This window comes from Roseospira marina (assembly GCF_014197855.1).
Taxonomy (GTDB): domain Bacteria; phylum Pseudomonadota; class Alphaproteobacteria; order Rhodospirillales; family Rhodospirillaceae; genus Rhodospira; species Rhodospira marina.
In genome coordinates, this window is record NZ_JACIGJ010000031.1 from 1 (window position 1) to 14,663 (window position 14,663).

Below are 14,663 nucleotides of genomic sequence, written 5' to 3' on the forward strand. Positions count from 1 at the left end.
CCCGCCCCGGCATCTCCATCCGCCGCAAACGCAAGCGCTGCGGATGGACCAACGAATTCGCCAGAACCATCATCGGCCAAATGCGATAGCCCTGCTTCGCCGTGTGGTTCCGCTTGCGTCCGGGCGCGCGATGCGGCGTAGTGCGCCGATGACATCCTCAACGACCACCGCCCTGCGCCGCCTGCGGAGCCGCGTCCGGACTGGGTCCGGCCGCGCCGCGCGCGATGGCGCCGCCACCGACACGCGCCCGTTCTGGGAGCGCAAGACCCTCCGCCAGATGACCGAGGCGGAATGGGAAGGCCTCTGCGACGGCTGCGGAAAATGCTGCCTGAACAAGCTGCAGGACGAAGACACCGGCGCGCTCGCCTTCACCAATGCGGCCTGCAAGCTGCTGGACCATCACTCCTGCCAGTGCAGCGACTACCCCAATCGGTGGGACACAGTGCCGGAGTGCGTGAAGCTCGGCCCGTCCTCGGTCGGGCGGCTGGCGTGGCTGCCGTCCACGTGCGCCTATCGGCTGCTGTCGGAGGGCCATTCGCTGCCGTCCTGGCACCCGCTCCTCACCGGCGATCCGGACAGCGTGCATCGGGCTGGGATCTCGGTGCGCGGCCGCGTTATCTGCGAAACCACTGTGGACGATCTGGAAGACCACGTGGTGGATTGGGAGGACCTGTAGCCGTGTCCCCGTTGGGCGTCTTCGGGCGGTCCCGACGGCCGGCCGCGTCGTCCAAGGTCGATACCGTGATGGTCGAGGGGCGGGCCGTGCCGTTGGAGGTGCGGGTGAACCCCCGTGCCCGGCGGGTCGCGCTGAAGGTGGACGGCGCGGCAGGGCGGGTCATCCTGGTGCTTCCCCACCGGCGGGATGAGAAGGCCGCGCGCCGCTTCCTGGGGGATCGCACGGCCTGGCTGGCGGAGGCGCTCAACCGCCTGCCGCCGCCGGTTGCGCTCGCCGATGGGGCCGAGGTCCCGATCGGGGGCGTGCCGCACCCGATCCGGCATTGCCCAGACGCCCGGCGGGGTGTGTGGCTGGAGGACGACGGCACACTGTGCGTCTCCGGTCAGGCCGAACACCTGCCGCGCCGCGTGCAGGACTGGCTGAAGGCGCGGGCGCGCACAGTGCTGACGGAGCGGGTGGCGGCCCACGCAGCCCGTCTGGGCGTGACACCGGGGCGGATCACCCTGCGCGACACACGGTCGCGGTGGGGAAGCTGCGCGCCCTCCGGCGCCCTGAACTTCTCCTGGCGGCTGGTGATGGCGCCCGAGTGGGTGCTGGATTACGTGGCCGCGCACGAGGTTGCGCACCTGCGGGAGTTGAACCACTCGCCGGCCTTCTGGGCGCATGTCGAGACGCTGGTGCCGGGCGCGCGCGAGCCGGCGCGGGCGTGGCTGCGGGAGCATGGGACGGCGCTGCAACGGGTGGGGTGAGCCGCGCCGTTCGCGCTGACGCCGGCCCTGCGGACACCGGTTGTACGGGCCCGACGCTTACGGGTCATACTTTGTCACGGTTTGTCGGCGGCGCTGTCATCGCCGGGTCACTGGCCGGGTGTTTCCTAGGAGCATCGAACGACGGACGCGGGTCCGACCCCGTCCCGGGTGGTCTCCCTCCCTCCACCCCGATCCGGTTCGGATCCGCTCCGTCGTGCTGGCGGCGCCCCCAGGGCGCGCCGGTCCTGCAACAAGGAGACCCGTTATGACCAAGCGTAATCGCACCACTCTTCTCGCCGCCACCGCCCTTGTCGCCGCCCTCGGTCTGGGCGCGGTGGGCGCGGCCTCCACGGCCGAGGCGCGCGGCTGGGGCGATGGCCCGGGCGCCGGATACGGCATGGCCGGCGGCTGCGGCGGTCCCGGCGGACACGGTCGCATGATGGGCGGTGGCCGCATGGGCGGCGGCCCGGGCTTCGGCGGCGGCCGGATGCTTATGATGATGGACGGGAACGGCGACGGCGCCGTGACCCGCGATGAGTTCGACGCCTTCCACACCCTGGCTTTCACCGCCATGGACGCGGATGGCGACGGCACGGTCGAGCGCCAGGCGTTCATCGACTCCCGTCAGATGCCGGCCGGCATGATGATGGGGCCGGGCGGTGGCCGCTACAGTGAGATGCGGGCCCAGATGCGGGCCGACCGGCTGGGCGCGCGCTTCGACATGTGGGACACCGATAAGAACGGAACGGTGACGGCCGCGGAGTTCGAGAGCGTGGCCGCCGCGCACTTCGCCGCGATGGACCTGGACGGCAACGGCACCGTGACGCGCCAGGAGATGGCGGCCAAGCGGATGTTCGGGCCGCGCGGCCCCATGATGGGCGCGCCGGACCTGGAGACCGATCCGGCGACCGAGCAGTAGACCCGGGCGGCGCTCTCCATCGAAAAGGCAGGATGACAGCATGAGAAAGGGCGGGTCCACCGATGTGGGCCCGCCCTCTTCTGTGGAGGCGCTGTTTCTGTGAAGGCGCTGGGGAGCAGCGGTTCGCTTACTGCCCGCCACCCAGGGAGTGGACGTAGACCGCAAGCTGCTTGATGTCTTCGTCCGACAGGCGGCCGGACCACGACGGCATGACGCCAAGCTGCGGTTTGTAGACCTGGGCCGCGATGTCCTTCTTGGTGCCACCGTACAGGAAGATGCGGTTGTTCAGCGGCGGGCCGCCGAGGTCCTTGTTGCCTTCGCCGCCGGGGCTTTGGGCGTCCGGGCTGTGGCAGGCGGCGCACTGGGCCACGAAGATGTCCTGGCCCGGCCCGGCGTTCATTTCGCCGTGCGACAGGTCGTAAACGTACTGGGCGACCTGATCGATCTCTTCTTCGGTCAGCAGTTCCCACTCGCCGAAGGCATACATCTCGCTCGACCGCGCGTCCGGATCGGTGTCGTTGCGAATGCCGTGCTGGATGGTGGTGACGATCGCCTCCGGCGTGCCGCCCCAGATCCATTCGTCATCGGCCAGGGTCGGGTAGCCGTAGGCGCCGGCGCCCCCGGTCTGGTGGCAGGGGGCACAGTTCTCCTTGAACAGGACCTCGCCGCCGCGCATGGCGTAGCTTCGCAGCGTGTTGTCCTCCAGGATGGCCGGCACGTCGCGCGCGGCGATCTGGGTCACCCACTCGGACCGGGCCTCGCGGGCCTCGGCCAGACTGTCCTCCAGCGATGCGCGGGCGTGCCACCCGGTCGCGCCCCCGAAGAACCCGGACATGACGGGCCACGACGGGTAGGCGATCGTGTACAGCACGGACCAGCCGATGGAGATGTAGAACACCCAGACCCACCACTTCGGCAGCGGGGTGTTCAGTTCGCTGATGCCGTCCCACTCGTGACCGGTGGTGTAGCGTCCGGTGATCTCGTCGCGTTCAGGATGCTCGGCCATCGTTCTTCTCCTCCACCGTCTCGTCATCCCGAAGTGGGATCATGGCATCGTCCCGGAAGCGGTCCTTGTTCTTGGGTCGATAGGCCCACCAGACGATCGCGAGAAACAGCAGCATCAACCACAGGCCCCAGAACTGCCGGAGAAAGCCCGAGATCTGGTCCATGGAGTCCATTGCTACCTCCCAAGAGGGGCGCGCGGCCCCTATCGAATCCATTCAGCTTTGCGGGTCTGGTCCACCGCGGTGAAGTCGACCATCGTGCCCAGGACCTGAAGGTAGGCGACCAGGGCATCCATCTCGGTGATCACGTCCGGGTTTCCGTCCAGATCACCGAGCGCCATGTTGGTCACCTGATCCTCGGCGCGGTCCGGGCCGAAGGCGAAGTCCGAATAACGAGCCACCAGGGCGCTGGTGTCGGCGTCGGGCGTGGCCTGCGCCTCCAGGTCGGCGACCGCGTTCTCGATGGCGCCGTCCACCTGGCTGTAGGTCTCGAACCGGTCGACAAGGTCGAGGGTGCGCATGTTCGCGTCGATGGTGTCGTAAGCCAGCGGCCGCTGCGCGAGGTGCGGATAGCCCGGCATGATCGATTCCGGTACCACGGCCCGCGGATTGATGAGGTGGCGAACGTGCCACTCATTGGAGTACTTGCCGCCGACCCGGGCCAGATCCGGCCCGGTGCGCTTCGACCCCCACTGGAACGGGTGGTCGAACTTGCTTTCCGCCGCCAGGGAGTAGTGGCCGTAGCGCTCGATCTCGTCGCGGAACGGCCGCACCATCTGACTGTGGCAGTTGTAGCAGCCTTCCCGGACGTAGATGTCCCGGCCCGCCACCTCCAAGGGGGTGTAGGGCCGCACGCCTTGCACGTTCTCGATCGTCGACTTGATCGAGAACAGGGGGACGATCTCCACCAGACCGCCGATGATGACGGTCACGAAGATGCCGAGCACCAGCAGGAAGACGTTGGTTTCGATCAGTTTATGATGCTTGATGAGGCTCACCAGTCCGCCCTCCCTAGCGCTGCACGCCAACGGTGGCGCCGGCCGGCACGCTGTCCGGCGCGCCCTCGGCCACGTCACCCTTGATGGTGCGGTAGAAGTTGTAGGCCATGATGAGCGCCCCCAGGATGAACAGCACGCCGCCCGTGGCGCGGATGATGTAGTAGGGGTGCATGGCCTCGACGGACTCGATGAACGAGTACTGCAGGAAGCCCAACTCGTCGTAGGCGCGCCACATCAGGCCCTGCATGATGCCCGAGACCCACATCGCGGTGATGTAGAGCACGATGCCCAGGGTCGCGATCCAGAAGTGCAGCGACACCAGCTTGAGCGAATACAGGGATTGCCGCTTCCACAGGGCCGGAACCATGAAGTACAGCGCGCCGAAGGAGATGAAGGCCACCCAGCCCAACGCCCCGGAATGCACGTGCCCGATGGTCCAGTCGGTGTAGTGCGACAGGGAATTCACGGCCTTCAGGGACATCATCGGGCCTTCGAAGGTGGACATGCCGTAGAAGCCCACGGAGACCACCAGGAAGCGCAACACTGGATCGGTGCGCAGCTTGTCCCAGGCGCCGGACAGGGTCATCAGGCCGTTGATCATGCCGCCCCAGGAGGGCATCCACAGCATGACCGAGAACACCATGCCCAGCGTCTGCGCCCAGTCGGGCAGCGCGGTGTAGTGCAGGTGGTGCGGCCCGGCCCAGATGTAGAGGAAGATCAGCGCCCAGAAGTGCACGATCGACAGCCGGTAGGAATAGACCGGCCGGTTCGCCTGCTTGGGCACGAAGTAGTACATGATGGCCAGAAAGCCGGCGGTCAGGAAGAAGCCGACCGCGTTGTGGCCGTACCACCATTGGGTCATGGCGTCCTGCACGCCCGACAGCAGGCCGTAGGACTTTGTCCACGAGTCGCCGCCCATCAGCGCGACCGGCACCGCCATGTTGTTGCCCAGGTGCAGCAGGGCAATCGTGATCATGAAGGCCAGGAAGAACCAGTTCGCCACGTAGATGTGGGGCTCGCGCCGCTTCAGGATCGTGCCGACGAAGGCCGCGATGTAGAGCACCCACACGACCGTCAGCCACAGGTCGGCGTACCACTCGGGCTCGGCGTATTCCTTGCTTTGCGTGACGCCGGTGACATAGCCGACGGCGGCCAAAACGATGAAGATCTGGTAGCCCCAGAACAGGATTTTGCCCAGCACATCGCCGCCGTACAGGCGGGCCCGACACGTTCGCTGCACCACGTACAGCGAGGTCGCGAACAGCACGTTGCCGCCGAACGCGAAGATCACCGCCGAGGTGTGCAGGGGCCGCAGCCGTCCGAACGACGTCCACGGCAGGTCGAGGTTCAGGACGGGAAAGGCAAGCTGCCAGGCGATCACGTCGCCGACCAGAAAGCCAACAATTCCCCAGAAAACCGCCGCCAGGACGAACAGACGGATGGCACCTTCCGCGTAGAAGGTGCCATCCGACCGCGTGCCCGGCGCGGCGCCGTGTGCCATGGTCGCCTGCGTCAATGCCGCCTCCCGATCTCGACCCTGGTTGCTCTCGAAGGAGCCCGAAACCCGCGCCAGCCGCGCGGCATGCGCTCCGTCGAAGGGTCGGGTCCGACCCCAGCGACCGAGCGATCCGGTCCGTCCCGCTAGACAAGACCGACCGTGAGTATGACAACCCTCGGGGCGGGGTGCGAGGCCGAATGGCCCGATCAGCCGAATGGCTCCACCGTCCCAAGGCGTATCCGCGTGGTGCGAGCCTATTTTGGGTTGTGCGCAGACCTTGGGGGGCCCGCCGCGACGGCTCGGTTTACGCGGAAGGGGCGCGTCGCGCCCATATCGAGGGGTCCGGCGCAGAGGGTTTTCCGACCAAATCCCTCCGGGAACCGGATACCGAAGCGCGGGCCACAGACCTGCCCGTTCGAACGGGGCTGACTATCCCGCCGCATGGGCGGTGGGCCATTGATCTGGATCAAATTCAGGATGAAATCGCGCCTCCTCTTTCTGCGATTGCGACGTGGTTTCAAAGGCTAGGCGGGAGCCGCGGCGCCCGTTCAAGGCGAAGGGATGGCGTCGGGCTCTTGAGCCTTGCGGGCGCCCCGCTTATACCAGCCGGACGCGCGGTCAGGGGCGGACGCCCCTGACCCGATTCCGGCGAAGGGCGAGGCGACCATGGCACGAAGCGCGGAACTGATCGGAGACATGCCGGTGGGCGGCTGGGTGGACCGGATGCTGCCGGCGCCGCTGCTCCCGTATGCGAAGCTGACGCGTATCGACCGGCCCATCGGCTGTTGGCTTCTGTTGTGGCCGTGCTGGTGGAGCACCGCGATGGCCGCCGATGCGTCCACGGCGTATCTGCCGGATCCGGTGCTGTTGATTCTGTTCTTGATCGGCTCCGTGGTCATGCGCAGCGCCGGCTGTGCGTTCAACGACATCGTGGATAAGGACTTCGACGCCAAGGTGGCCCGCACGGCGGCGCGCCCGATTGCCTCCGGTGCGCTGTCGCGCGCCCAGGCGATCCTGTTCCTGATCGGCCTGGGCCTGATCGGGCTGGCGGTCCTGGTTTCGCTGAACACATTCGCGATCGTCGTCGGCCTGTGTTCATTGCCGCTGGTGTTCACCTACCCGTTCATGAAGCGCATCACCTATTGGCCGCAGGCGTGGCTGGGGATCACCTTCACCTACGGCGCGCTGATGGGCTGGGCCGGGGTGCGCGGCGAGTTGGACGTAGCGGCGTTCGCTCTCTATGCGGGCTGCTTCTTCTGGACCCTGCATTACGACACCGTCTACGCCCACCAGGATAAGGAGGACGACCTGATCGTCGGCGTGAAGTCCTCCGCGCTCGCCCTGGGCGACAAGACCCGGCCCGCGCTGCTGGTCTTCATCTCGCTGTTCATGGGGCTGGTGGCGCTCTCGGGCTGGCTGGCCGGGCTGCACTGGGCGTTCTTTGTGCTGCTGGCCCTGCCGGCCGGCCACCTGCTGTGGCAGACCCTGACGGTGTCTTTCAACGACACCGCCAACTGCCTCGCCACCTTCAAATCGAACCGCCACATGGGCTGGATGCTGTTCGTGGCCATCGTCGTCGGCCGCGTGCTGGCCGGGGACGGGAGCGTCTAGGGGGGGCGCGGTCATGGCCAAGACCCCCGCCCGCACCTTCGTCTGCCAGTCCTGCGGGGCGGTGACGGCCAAATGGGCCGGCCGCTGCGAGTCCTGCGGCGAGTGGAATTCCATCGTGGAAGAGGCGCCGCGCGAGGCTGCGCCCAAGGGCATCACGTCGGGGCAGGGCGGCCGCCGTCTGGGCTTCGTCGGCCTGAAAGGGGACGGGACCCCGCCGCCGCGTCGTCACACACGGATCGGGGAGCTGGACCGGGTGTGCGGGGGCGGGCTGGTGCCCGGCTCCGCGCTGCTGGTCGGCGGCGATCCCGGCATCGGCAAGTCCACCCTGCTGCTTCAGGCCGCCGCCGCGCTCGCCGGGGATGCCCCGGTGGTCTATGTCTCGGGCGAGGAGGCGGTGGAGCAGGTGCGTCTGCGCGCCGCCCGGCTCGGTCTGTCCGACGCGCCCGTGGCCCTGGCTAGCGCCACCAGCGTGCGCGACATCGTCGCCAGCCTGGACGAGCCCCCGGGGGCCGGTGGGCCGGGCGTGGTGGTCATCGACTCCATCCAGACGATGTACTCCGACACCATGGATTCGGCGCCGGGCACGGTCGGGCAGGTGCGGACCTGCGCGCACGAGCTGATCCGGGTGGCGAAGCGGCGCGGTTTCACGCTGTTCCTGGTCGGGCATGTGACCAAGGAAGGCACCTTGGCCGGGCCGCGTGTCCTGGAGCACATGGTGGACACCGTCCTGTACTTCGAGGGCGAGCGCGGCCACCCCTACCGCATCCTGCGTGCGGTCAAGAACCGCTTCGGCGCCACCGATGAAATCGGCGTGTTCGAAATGACCGACGGCGGCTTGATGGAGGTGGACAACCCCTCGGCCCTGTTCCTGGCGGAGCGGCGCGGCAACGTCGCCGGGGCCTGCGTGTTCGCCGGCATCGAGGGCAGCCGCCCCATGCTGGTGGAGATCCAGGCGCTGGTCGCGGCGGCCTCCGGCGGGTCGCCGCGCCGGGCCGTGGTGGGGTGGGATTCATCCCGGCTGTCCATGGTCCTGGCCGTGCTGGAGGCGCGGTGCGGCCTTGCCTTGGCGGGTCATGACGTATATCTGAACGTGGCCGGAGGCCTTCGGATCGGCGAGCCGGCGGCCGACCTTGCCGTGGCCGCCGCGCTGGTGTCAGCGTCGAGCGGCACCGCGTTGCCGGCCGATCGGGTCGTCTTCGGCGAGATTGGCCTGTCGGGCGAGGTCCGGCCGGTCAGCCAGATGGAGGCCCGCCTTAAAGAGGCCGCCAAGCTGGGGTTCGCTTCGGCGCTGTTGCCCGCGATGGCGGAGCGGGCGCGGGCCTCCCGCCGGGCCACCGGGAGCGGTCGCGCCACGCGCGCTGCGGAGACCCCGGGTCTGGCCCGCCATGCCATCGGCCATGTGCAAGACCTGGTCGCCGCGGTTGGCGGACCCCGCCAGCCGGACGCGACGACCGGGGACCGGAGCGGGCCGCGCGAAACCCGAATGGACGTCGCCCAAGGGGGATAGCGAGATGGAGAACTGGCCGGTCAATCCGGTGGACATTGCCGTGCTGTTCGTGCTTGTCGTCTCGGCGGCGTTGGCGTTCTTTCGCGGATTTGTGCACGAAGTTCTTGGGATCGGGGCCTGGATCGGGGCCATCCTGGCCGCCATCTATGCCTTGCCGGAGGCGCAGCCCTACGTGCGGGCCTATATTCCGATCGATTGGCTGGCCGATCTCGTGACGGCCGTCGGGATCTTCCTGGTGGTGCTGGTCGTGCTGTCCGTGCTGACGGCGCTGATCGCCCGCCGGGTGCAGGACAGCGCGCTCAATGCGCTCGACCGGACGCTCGGCTTCCTGTTCGGCTTGGCGCGGGGCGGGGTTCTGGTTCTGGTGCTGTATGTCGCCGCCTCCTGGCTGGTGCCGCGGGATACCCAGCCGGACTGGGTTATGACCGCGCGCAGCATGCCCATGATCCAGCAGGGCGCAGACACCATGGTGGCGCTGCTGCCGCCGGAGCTGCTGCCGGCGTCGGAGGTGGGCCCGGGCGCGGCGCCCGCCGCCACGACCACCGGCGGGGGGAGCGGGACCACGCCCCAGAACCCGGGGCTGGACGCCCAGCGCGCCTTCGAGGCCCTGCGCCGCCCGCAGGCGGGCACCGAGGAGGGGCGTGAGAGTGGGGGATACGCCCCGGACGAACGCCAGGGCATGGACCGCCTGATGGAGAGCACGCAATGACTTCGGCCGCGCCGGCCCCGCATCCGGGTTCTGTTTCGATGCACCCAGACCACGCGCCGGACGTTGCGCTGGTCTATGACCCGATCGCCGACCGTCTGCGCGAGGAGTGCGGCGTGTTCGGTGTGTTCGGGACCCCCGACGCCGCCGCGCACACCGCGCTCGGCCTGCACGCGCTGCAGCATCGCGGGCAGGAGGCCACGGGCATCGTCGCCCACGACGGCGAGCGCTTCAATGTGCACCGCGACCAGGGCCATGTCGGGGACGTGTTTTCGTCCAAGACCGTCATGGACGGCCTCGCCGGGCACGCCGCCATCGGCCACAACCGCTACTCCACGACCGGCGCGCCCAACCCGCGCAACGTCCAGCCGCTGTTTGCCGAGCTGGACCTGGGCGGTGTCGCGCTGGCTCACAACGGCAACCTGACCAACGCCCTGGCGTTGCGCCACGAGTTGATCGGGCAGGGCTGCATCTTCCAGTCCACCACGGACACCGAGGTCATCCTGCACCTGATGGCGCGCTCGTCCGGGCGCCTCGTCGAACGCCTGATCGCGGCGCTGAAGCAGGTGATCGGGGCCTATTCGCTGGTGGTGCTGACCCCGCAGAAGCTGATCGGCGTGCGGGATCCGCACGGCGTACGGCCGCTCGTCCTGGGGCGCTTGGGCGAGTCCTACATCCTGGCGTCGGAGACCGTGGCACTCGACATCATCGGGGCCGAGCTGGTCCGCGAGGTCGAACCCGGCGAGATGGTCATCATCACCGAGGACGGGCTGGAGAGCCGCAAGCCGTTTTTCCCGGTGGCGCCGCGCCCCTGCCTGTTCGAGTACATTTACTTCGCCCGGCCGGACAGCATCATGGGGGGGCGCAGCGTCTACCAGGTCCGCAAGGGGATCGGCCGCGAGCTGGCCGCCGAGTGCCCCGCCGACGCCGATGTCGTGATCCCGGTGCCGGACTCCGGTGTCCCGGCCGCCATGGGCTTCGCCGAGCGGGCCGGTCTTCCGTTCGAACTGGGCATCATCCGCAACCACTATGTCGGCCGTACCTTCATCGAGCCCACCAACGAGATCCGGCATCTGGGCGTGCGCCTGAAGCACAACGCCAATCGCTCCGTGCTGGAGGGTAAGCGGGTGGTGCTGATCGACGACTCCATCGTGCGCGGCACGACCTCGGTGAAGATCGTGCAGATGGTGCGCGAGGCCGGCGCCGCTGAGGTGCACATGCGGGTCGCCAGCCCGCCGATCCGCTTCCCGTGCTTCTACGGCATCGATACGCCGGACCGGGAGGCCCTGCTGGCCAGCCGCATGAGCGTGGAAGGCATGGCGCACTACATCGACGTCGACAGCCTGGGCTTCATTTCGCTGGACGGCGTGTACCGGGCGCTCGGCGAGCCGGGGCGCGATGCGGCGCATCCGCAGTTCCTGGACCATTATTTCACCGGCGAGTACCCGATCCGCCTGGTGGATGAGGAGGCGGGCAGCCGTTCGCGCCAGCAGCTCACGTTGCTGCGCGAGGCGGGGTAACCGGTCGGCGCCGCTTGCGGGGGGGCGTGGCCCGCCCAACATCTCGAGAATGACCACGCCGCCGCCGAACTCATCCGTCGCCACGCTGCTGTCCCGCCGTCGCCTGCTGGCGACCGGCGCGGGCGGTGCTGCCGCGCTAGGGCTATTGGGGCGGATTCCGGCCCATGCCGCTGCCGTCGATCCCGATTCCGCCACGTTGCATGCCCAGTGGGACGCCGTGCGCCGCGCCGCGCGCGGCCAGACGGTGCACTGGAACGCCTGGGGCGGCGACGAGACCGTCAACCGTTACATCGCCTGGGTGGCCGATCAGGTCGCGGAGCGGCACGGCATCACGCTGCACCATGCCAAGGTCGCGGACATTGCCGACGTCATAGCCCGCTTGCTGGCGGAGGCCGCCGCCGGCCGGACAGAGGGGGGCTCCGCCGATCTGCTATGGATCAACGGCGAGAACTTCCTGACCGCCAAGCAGGCCGGGCTGCTGTACGGTCCGTTCGCCACGGCGCTGCCATCCTGGCGGTACGTGGACCCGGCGGCCACGCCCGCCGTCACCGTGGACTTCACCGTGCCGACCGACGGCTACGAAAGCCCGTGGGGCTTGAGCCAGCTCACCTTCGGCTATGATTCGGCGCGTATGCCCACCCCGCCGGCCACGCTGGCCGATCTGACGGGGTGGATTCAGGCCCATCCGGGGCGGTTCACCTATCCGGCGCCGCCGGACTTCCTGGGCTCGACGGTCCTGAAGCAAGTGCTGCACGACGTCTCACCCGACCCGGCGGTTCTGGCGCGGCCCATGGTGGATTTCGACACCGTCACCGCGCCCTTGTGGGCGTGGCTGGCGGCGGTGCGGCCCGTCCTGTGGCGCGAGGGCCGGGCCTTCCCGCACAGCGGTCCGGAGCAACGCCGCCTGCTGGCCGATGGCGAGGTGGACGTCTACCCCAGCTTCCACCCCTCGGACGCCTCATCGTCCATCGCCCAGGGGCTGCTGCCCCCGACGGTGCGGACGTTCCTGTTCCAGGGCGGCACCATCGGCAACGCGCATTTCGTCGCCATTCCGGCCACCGCCTCCGCCAAGGCCGGAGCGCTGGTGGTGGCCGAATTTCTGCTGTCGCCGGAGGCCCAGGCCGCTAAGCAGCACCCGGACGTGTGGGGCGACGACACGGTGCTGGCCATGGACCGGTTGCCCCCGGAGGCGCGGGCGCGGTTCGACGCCCTGCCGTTGGGGCCGGCGACGATCCCCTTGAACGCGCGCCCGCCCACGCTGCCCGAACCACACCCGTCGTGGATGACCGCCATCGAAGCCGAATGGCGCCGCATCCACGCGGGTGGGTAGGGGGCGGTCGCCGTCAGCCCGCCCGCACTCCCTCCAGGAAATGCGTGACCTCGTCGCGCAGTCCCGCCATGTCGTTGGCCAGGGAGCGGGCGGCGGACAGCACCTGCCGGGACGCGCTTTCCGTCTCGCCGGACGTCCGGCGGACCTCGTCGATGGACGCCGTGATGTCGCGGGTGCCGCTGGCGGCGCTTTCGACGCTGCGGGTGATCTCCTGGGTGGCGGCAGCCTGCTGCTCCATCATGGCTGCGATTTCGGTGGCGATCTGGGTGATGGCCGCGATCTCGTCGGCGATACCCGTGATCGCGCCCACCGCCGCGCCGCTGGCGCTCTGCACGGCGCTGATCTGGGCCGTGATTTCGTCGGTGGCGTGCGCCGTCTGGTTGGCGAGGCTTTTCACTTCATTGGCGACGACGGCGAAGCCCTTGCCGGCCTCTCCGGCGCGGGCAGCCTCGATGGTGGCGTTGAGGGCGAGCAGGTTGGTCTGACTGGCGATGTCGTTGATCAGGCGGACCACGTCGCCGATCCGCGCCGAACTCTCGGACAAGCCCTTCACGGTTGCGTTGGTCTGGTCGGCCTGACTCGAGGCGGACTCGGCCGCCACGCGGGCCTGATGCATCTGGCGCCCGATTTCGGCGATCGAGGCCTTCAGTTCGCTGACCGCCGCCGCGACGGCGTCCACGCTGGCGGCGGCCTGACCGGAGGCGGCGGCGACCGAGGTCGCGTCGCGGCTGTTCTGGTCGGCGTTGTCCGACAGCGTCTGCGCCGTGGTGTTGAGGGTCCGGATCGCCGTGTCGACGGTGTGAAGACGCTCGGAGACGGTGCCGTCGAAGGTGCGGGTGAGGTCGGCGGTCTTCCGGCCTTGCTCCTCTCGACGGTGGCGGGCCGCCTCGCGTTCCTTGGTCAGGGCCTCGTTTTCCAGGATGTTGGTCCGGAAGACGGCCGTCGCCTGGGCGATCTCGGAGAGTTCATCCCCGGTGTCCGTGTCCTCAATGGGGGAGTCGACGTCCCCGTTCGCCAACGCGAGCACCCGGTCCGCCTGCCGCCGGATGCGGCGGCTGATCTGGTTGCTGACGGTCAAGCCCACGGCGGCCGTGACCGCCAGCAGCACCAGGGCGATCAGGCTCAGTTCCCCGAGAGCGAACCAGATATCCCGGTCGACGTCGTCGACATAGATCCCGGTGCCGACCATCCACTGCCAGGGGCCGAAGCCTTGGGCATAGCCGAGCTTCGGGGCGACGGCGTTGTCGGGCGGCTTGGGCCAGTCGAAGGACACGAAGCCGCCGCCGGCGCGTGCGGCGGCGACCAATTTCGGGATGATCGCCACCCCGTTCGCGTCGATGGCCTTGTCCCGCAGAGTGTAGGTGCCCTCAAGCTCCGGCTGGTGCGGGTGGGCCACCAGCTTGCCGTCGTAATCATAGGTATAGAAGTACTCTTGGCCGGCGAACCGGATGGTGCGCAGGATGTCCTTGGCGATGGTCTTGGCCTGGGCTTCGGTCAGCTCCCCGCGCTCGACGTCGCTGTGCAGGGCCTCCAGCATCGTGACCGTCGCCTCGGTCACGGTGCGGATCTGCACACGATGGAGCTTCTCGATCTGCTCCGTGATCAGAACACCCGATACGGCGACCAATGCCAGGACGGCCACAACGGCCAGAACCGGAATCGCCATGATTTTTGTGCGTGTGGAGAAACGCGGCATGGTCTGGGAGGTCTCCTTGGGTGATGTCCGGGGGCGTGCGGGCGGGGTGCGAGGGCTGCGGTACGCCGGAACAGGCGCACGAAAGCACCGGCCGCCCGGAATGGGATGGCACGGGAAGGGATTGCGCGAGGGCGGCACCTCGATCCGCAGCCGACGGGGATACCGTCACGCCTGTCGGATCAAACCGGCCATTGGGCCGGTCCTTGGGCGACCGCACCTCCCGAACAGCGTGTTTTTGATGCGATGTGAAACCGTTTTTTGCCTGAACAACCACAGTTTAGCCGTCTTTCAGGCCCCGTGTGCATGCGGTTTCTGCATGGGTCCCTCTGCGGAGAATGTGGTATCCGGCACATTCGGCAGGGGAATCGCATTTGAGAAATCGGGGTAGCGGTCGGGCTTGAAATGGATTCTGTAGGGGACTCCCTTGGATTAAGCGGGAGGCTCCATGT

The 14,663-nt window shown here is 68.5% G+C and carries 13 protein-coding genes; 8 read left to right on the forward strand and 5 right to left on the reverse strand.

What is annotated here, in order from left to right; genetic code table 11:
• Window positions 1-148 precede the first annotated feature (148 nt).
• The 3 genes from GGD82_RS20005 to GGD82_RS20015 all read left to right on the forward strand — a co-directional run bounded on the left by GGD82_RS20005 (window position 149) and on the right by GGD82_RS20015 (window position 2,344).
• Window positions 149-676, forward strand: coding sequence for a YcgN family cysteine cluster protein (locus tag GGD82_RS20005; RefSeq protein ID WP_150064165.1), 528 nt, complete (start codon window positions 149-151; stop codon window positions 674-676).
• A gap of 2 nt (window positions 677-678) precedes the next feature.
• The gene (locus GGD82_RS20010) at window positions 679-1,425 is read left to right on the forward strand and encodes a M48 family metallopeptidase (RefSeq protein ID WP_246164023.1); all 747 of its coding nucleotides are present in this window, start codon (window positions 679-681) and stop codon (window positions 1,423-1,425) included.
• Between the two features lie 265 nt (window positions 1,426-1,690).
• A complete protein-coding gene (locus GGD82_RS20015) occupies window positions 1,691-2,344 on the forward strand; it encodes an EF-hand domain-containing protein (protein ID WP_150064166.1) in 654 nt (217 codons plus the stop codon).
• A 127-nt stretch (window positions 2,345-2,471) separates the two neighbouring features.
• Here the strand turns inward: GGD82_RS20015 and ccoP are convergent, their stop codons facing one another.
• From ccoP to ccoN, 4 genes are read right to left on the reverse strand one after another with little or no spacing between them, the layout of a single operon-like run.
• Window positions 2,472-3,350, reverse strand: a complete 879-nt coding sequence (gene ccoP, locus GGD82_RS20020) for a cytochrome-c oxidase, cbb3-type subunit III (protein ID WP_150064167.1) — start codon at window positions 3,348-3,350, stop codon at window positions 2,472-2,474.
• Entirely contained in the window at window positions 3,334-3,522 is a 189-nt protein-coding gene (locus tag GGD82_RS20025) for a cbb3-type cytochrome oxidase subunit 3 (RefSeq protein WP_150064168.1), read from the reverse strand. The genes ccoP and GGD82_RS20025 overlap by 17 nt, the downstream gene beginning before the upstream one ends.
• Window positions 3,523-3,551: 29 nt before the next feature.
• The gene (ccoO, locus tag GGD82_RS20030) at window positions 3,552-4,346 is read right to left on the reverse strand and encodes a cytochrome-c oxidase, cbb3-type subunit II (protein WP_150064169.1); all 795 of its coding nucleotides are present in this window, start codon (window positions 4,344-4,346) and stop codon (window positions 3,552-3,554) included.
• Window positions 4,347-4,359: 13 nt separating this feature from the next.
• Window positions 4,360-5,862, reverse strand: a complete 1,503-nt coding sequence (ccoN, locus tag GGD82_RS20035; protein WP_150064170.1) for a cytochrome-c oxidase, cbb3-type subunit I — start codon at window positions 5,860-5,862, stop codon at window positions 4,360-4,362.
• Window positions 5,863-6,510: 648 nt separating this feature from the next.
• Between ccoN and ubiA the strand changes: the two genes are divergently transcribed.
• From ubiA to GGD82_RS20060, 5 genes are read left to right on the forward strand one after another with little or no spacing between them, the layout of a single operon-like run.
• Entirely contained in the window at window positions 6,511-7,455 is a 945-nt protein-coding gene (gene ubiA / locus GGD82_RS20040; protein WP_150064171.1) for a 4-hydroxybenzoate octaprenyltransferase, read from the forward strand.
• A gap of 13 nt (window positions 7,456-7,468) precedes the next feature.
• Window positions 7,469-8,962, forward strand: a complete 1,494-nt coding sequence (gene radA / locus GGD82_RS20045) for a DNA repair protein RadA (protein WP_150064172.1) — start codon at window positions 7,469-7,471, stop codon at window positions 8,960-8,962.
• A 4-nt stretch (window positions 8,963-8,966) separates the two neighbouring features.
• Window positions 8,967-9,671: a CvpA family protein gene (locus tag GGD82_RS20050; RefSeq protein WP_170284494.1), complete on the forward strand. Its 705-nt coding sequence runs from the start codon at window positions 8,967-8,969 to the stop codon at window positions 9,669-9,671.
• A gap of 38 nt (window positions 9,672-9,709) precedes the next feature.
• Window positions 9,710-11,188, forward strand: coding sequence for an amidophosphoribosyltransferase (purF, locus tag GGD82_RS20055; RefSeq protein ID WP_150064174.1), 1,479 nt, complete (start codon window positions 9,710-9,712; stop codon window positions 11,186-11,188).
• 49 nt (window positions 11,189-11,237) lie between these two features.
• Window positions 11,238-12,518, forward strand: coding sequence for an ABC transporter substrate-binding protein (locus tag GGD82_RS20060; protein ID WP_150064175.1), 1,281 nt, complete (start codon window positions 11,238-11,240; stop codon window positions 12,516-12,518).
• 13 nt (window positions 12,519-12,531) lie between these two features.
• On the opposite strand, the gene GGD82_RS20065 is transcribed toward GGD82_RS20060, so the two are convergent.
• The gene (locus GGD82_RS20065; protein ID WP_150064176.1) at window positions 12,532-14,214 is read right to left on the reverse strand and encodes a methyl-accepting chemotaxis protein; all 1,683 of its coding nucleotides are present in this window, start codon (window positions 14,212-14,214) and stop codon (window positions 12,532-12,534) included.
• Window positions 14,215-14,663 lie beyond the last annotated feature (449 nt).

What these genes read in the sequence shown, in the direction of transcription:
- GGD82_RS20005 (WP_150064165.1), top strand. Translation starts at nt 149, where the DNA reads ATGACATCCTCAACGACCACCGCCCTGCGCCGCCTGCGGAGCCGCGTC.
- GGD82_RS20015 (WP_150064166.1), top strand. Translation starts at nt 1,691, where the DNA reads ATGACCAAGCGTAATCGCACCACTCTTCTCGCCGCCACCGCCCTTGTC.
- purF (WP_150064174.1), top strand. Translation starts at nt 9,710, where the DNA reads ATGCACCCAGACCACGCGCCGGACGTTGCGCTGGTCTATGACCCGATC.
- ubiA (WP_150064171.1), top strand. Translation starts at nt 6,511, where the DNA reads ATGGCACGAAGCGCGGAACTGATCGGAGACATGCCGGTGGGCGGCTGG.
- GGD82_RS20060 (WP_150064175.1), top strand. Translation starts at nt 11,238, where the DNA reads ATGACCACGCCGCCGCCGAACTCATCCGTCGCCACGCTGCTGTCCCGC.
- GGD82_RS20050 (WP_170284494.1), top strand. Translation starts at nt 8,967, where the DNA reads ATGGAGAACTGGCCGGTCAATCCGGTGGACATTGCCGTGCTGTTCGTG.
- GGD82_RS20025 (WP_150064168.1), bottom strand. Translation starts at nt 3,522, where the DNA reads ATGGACTCCATGGACCAGATCTCGGGCTTTCTCCGGCAGTTCTGGGGC.
- radA (WP_150064172.1), top strand. Translation starts at nt 7,469, where the DNA reads ATGGCCAAGACCCCCGCCCGCACCTTCGTCTGCCAGTCCTGCGGGGCG.
- GGD82_RS20065 (WP_150064176.1), bottom strand. Translation starts at nt 14,214, where the DNA reads ATGCCGCGTTTCTCCACACGCACAAAAATCATGGCGATTCCGGTTCTG.
- ccoP (WP_150064167.1), bottom strand. Translation starts at nt 3,350, where the DNA reads ATGGCCGAGCATCCTGAACGCGACGAGATCACCGGACGCTACACCACC.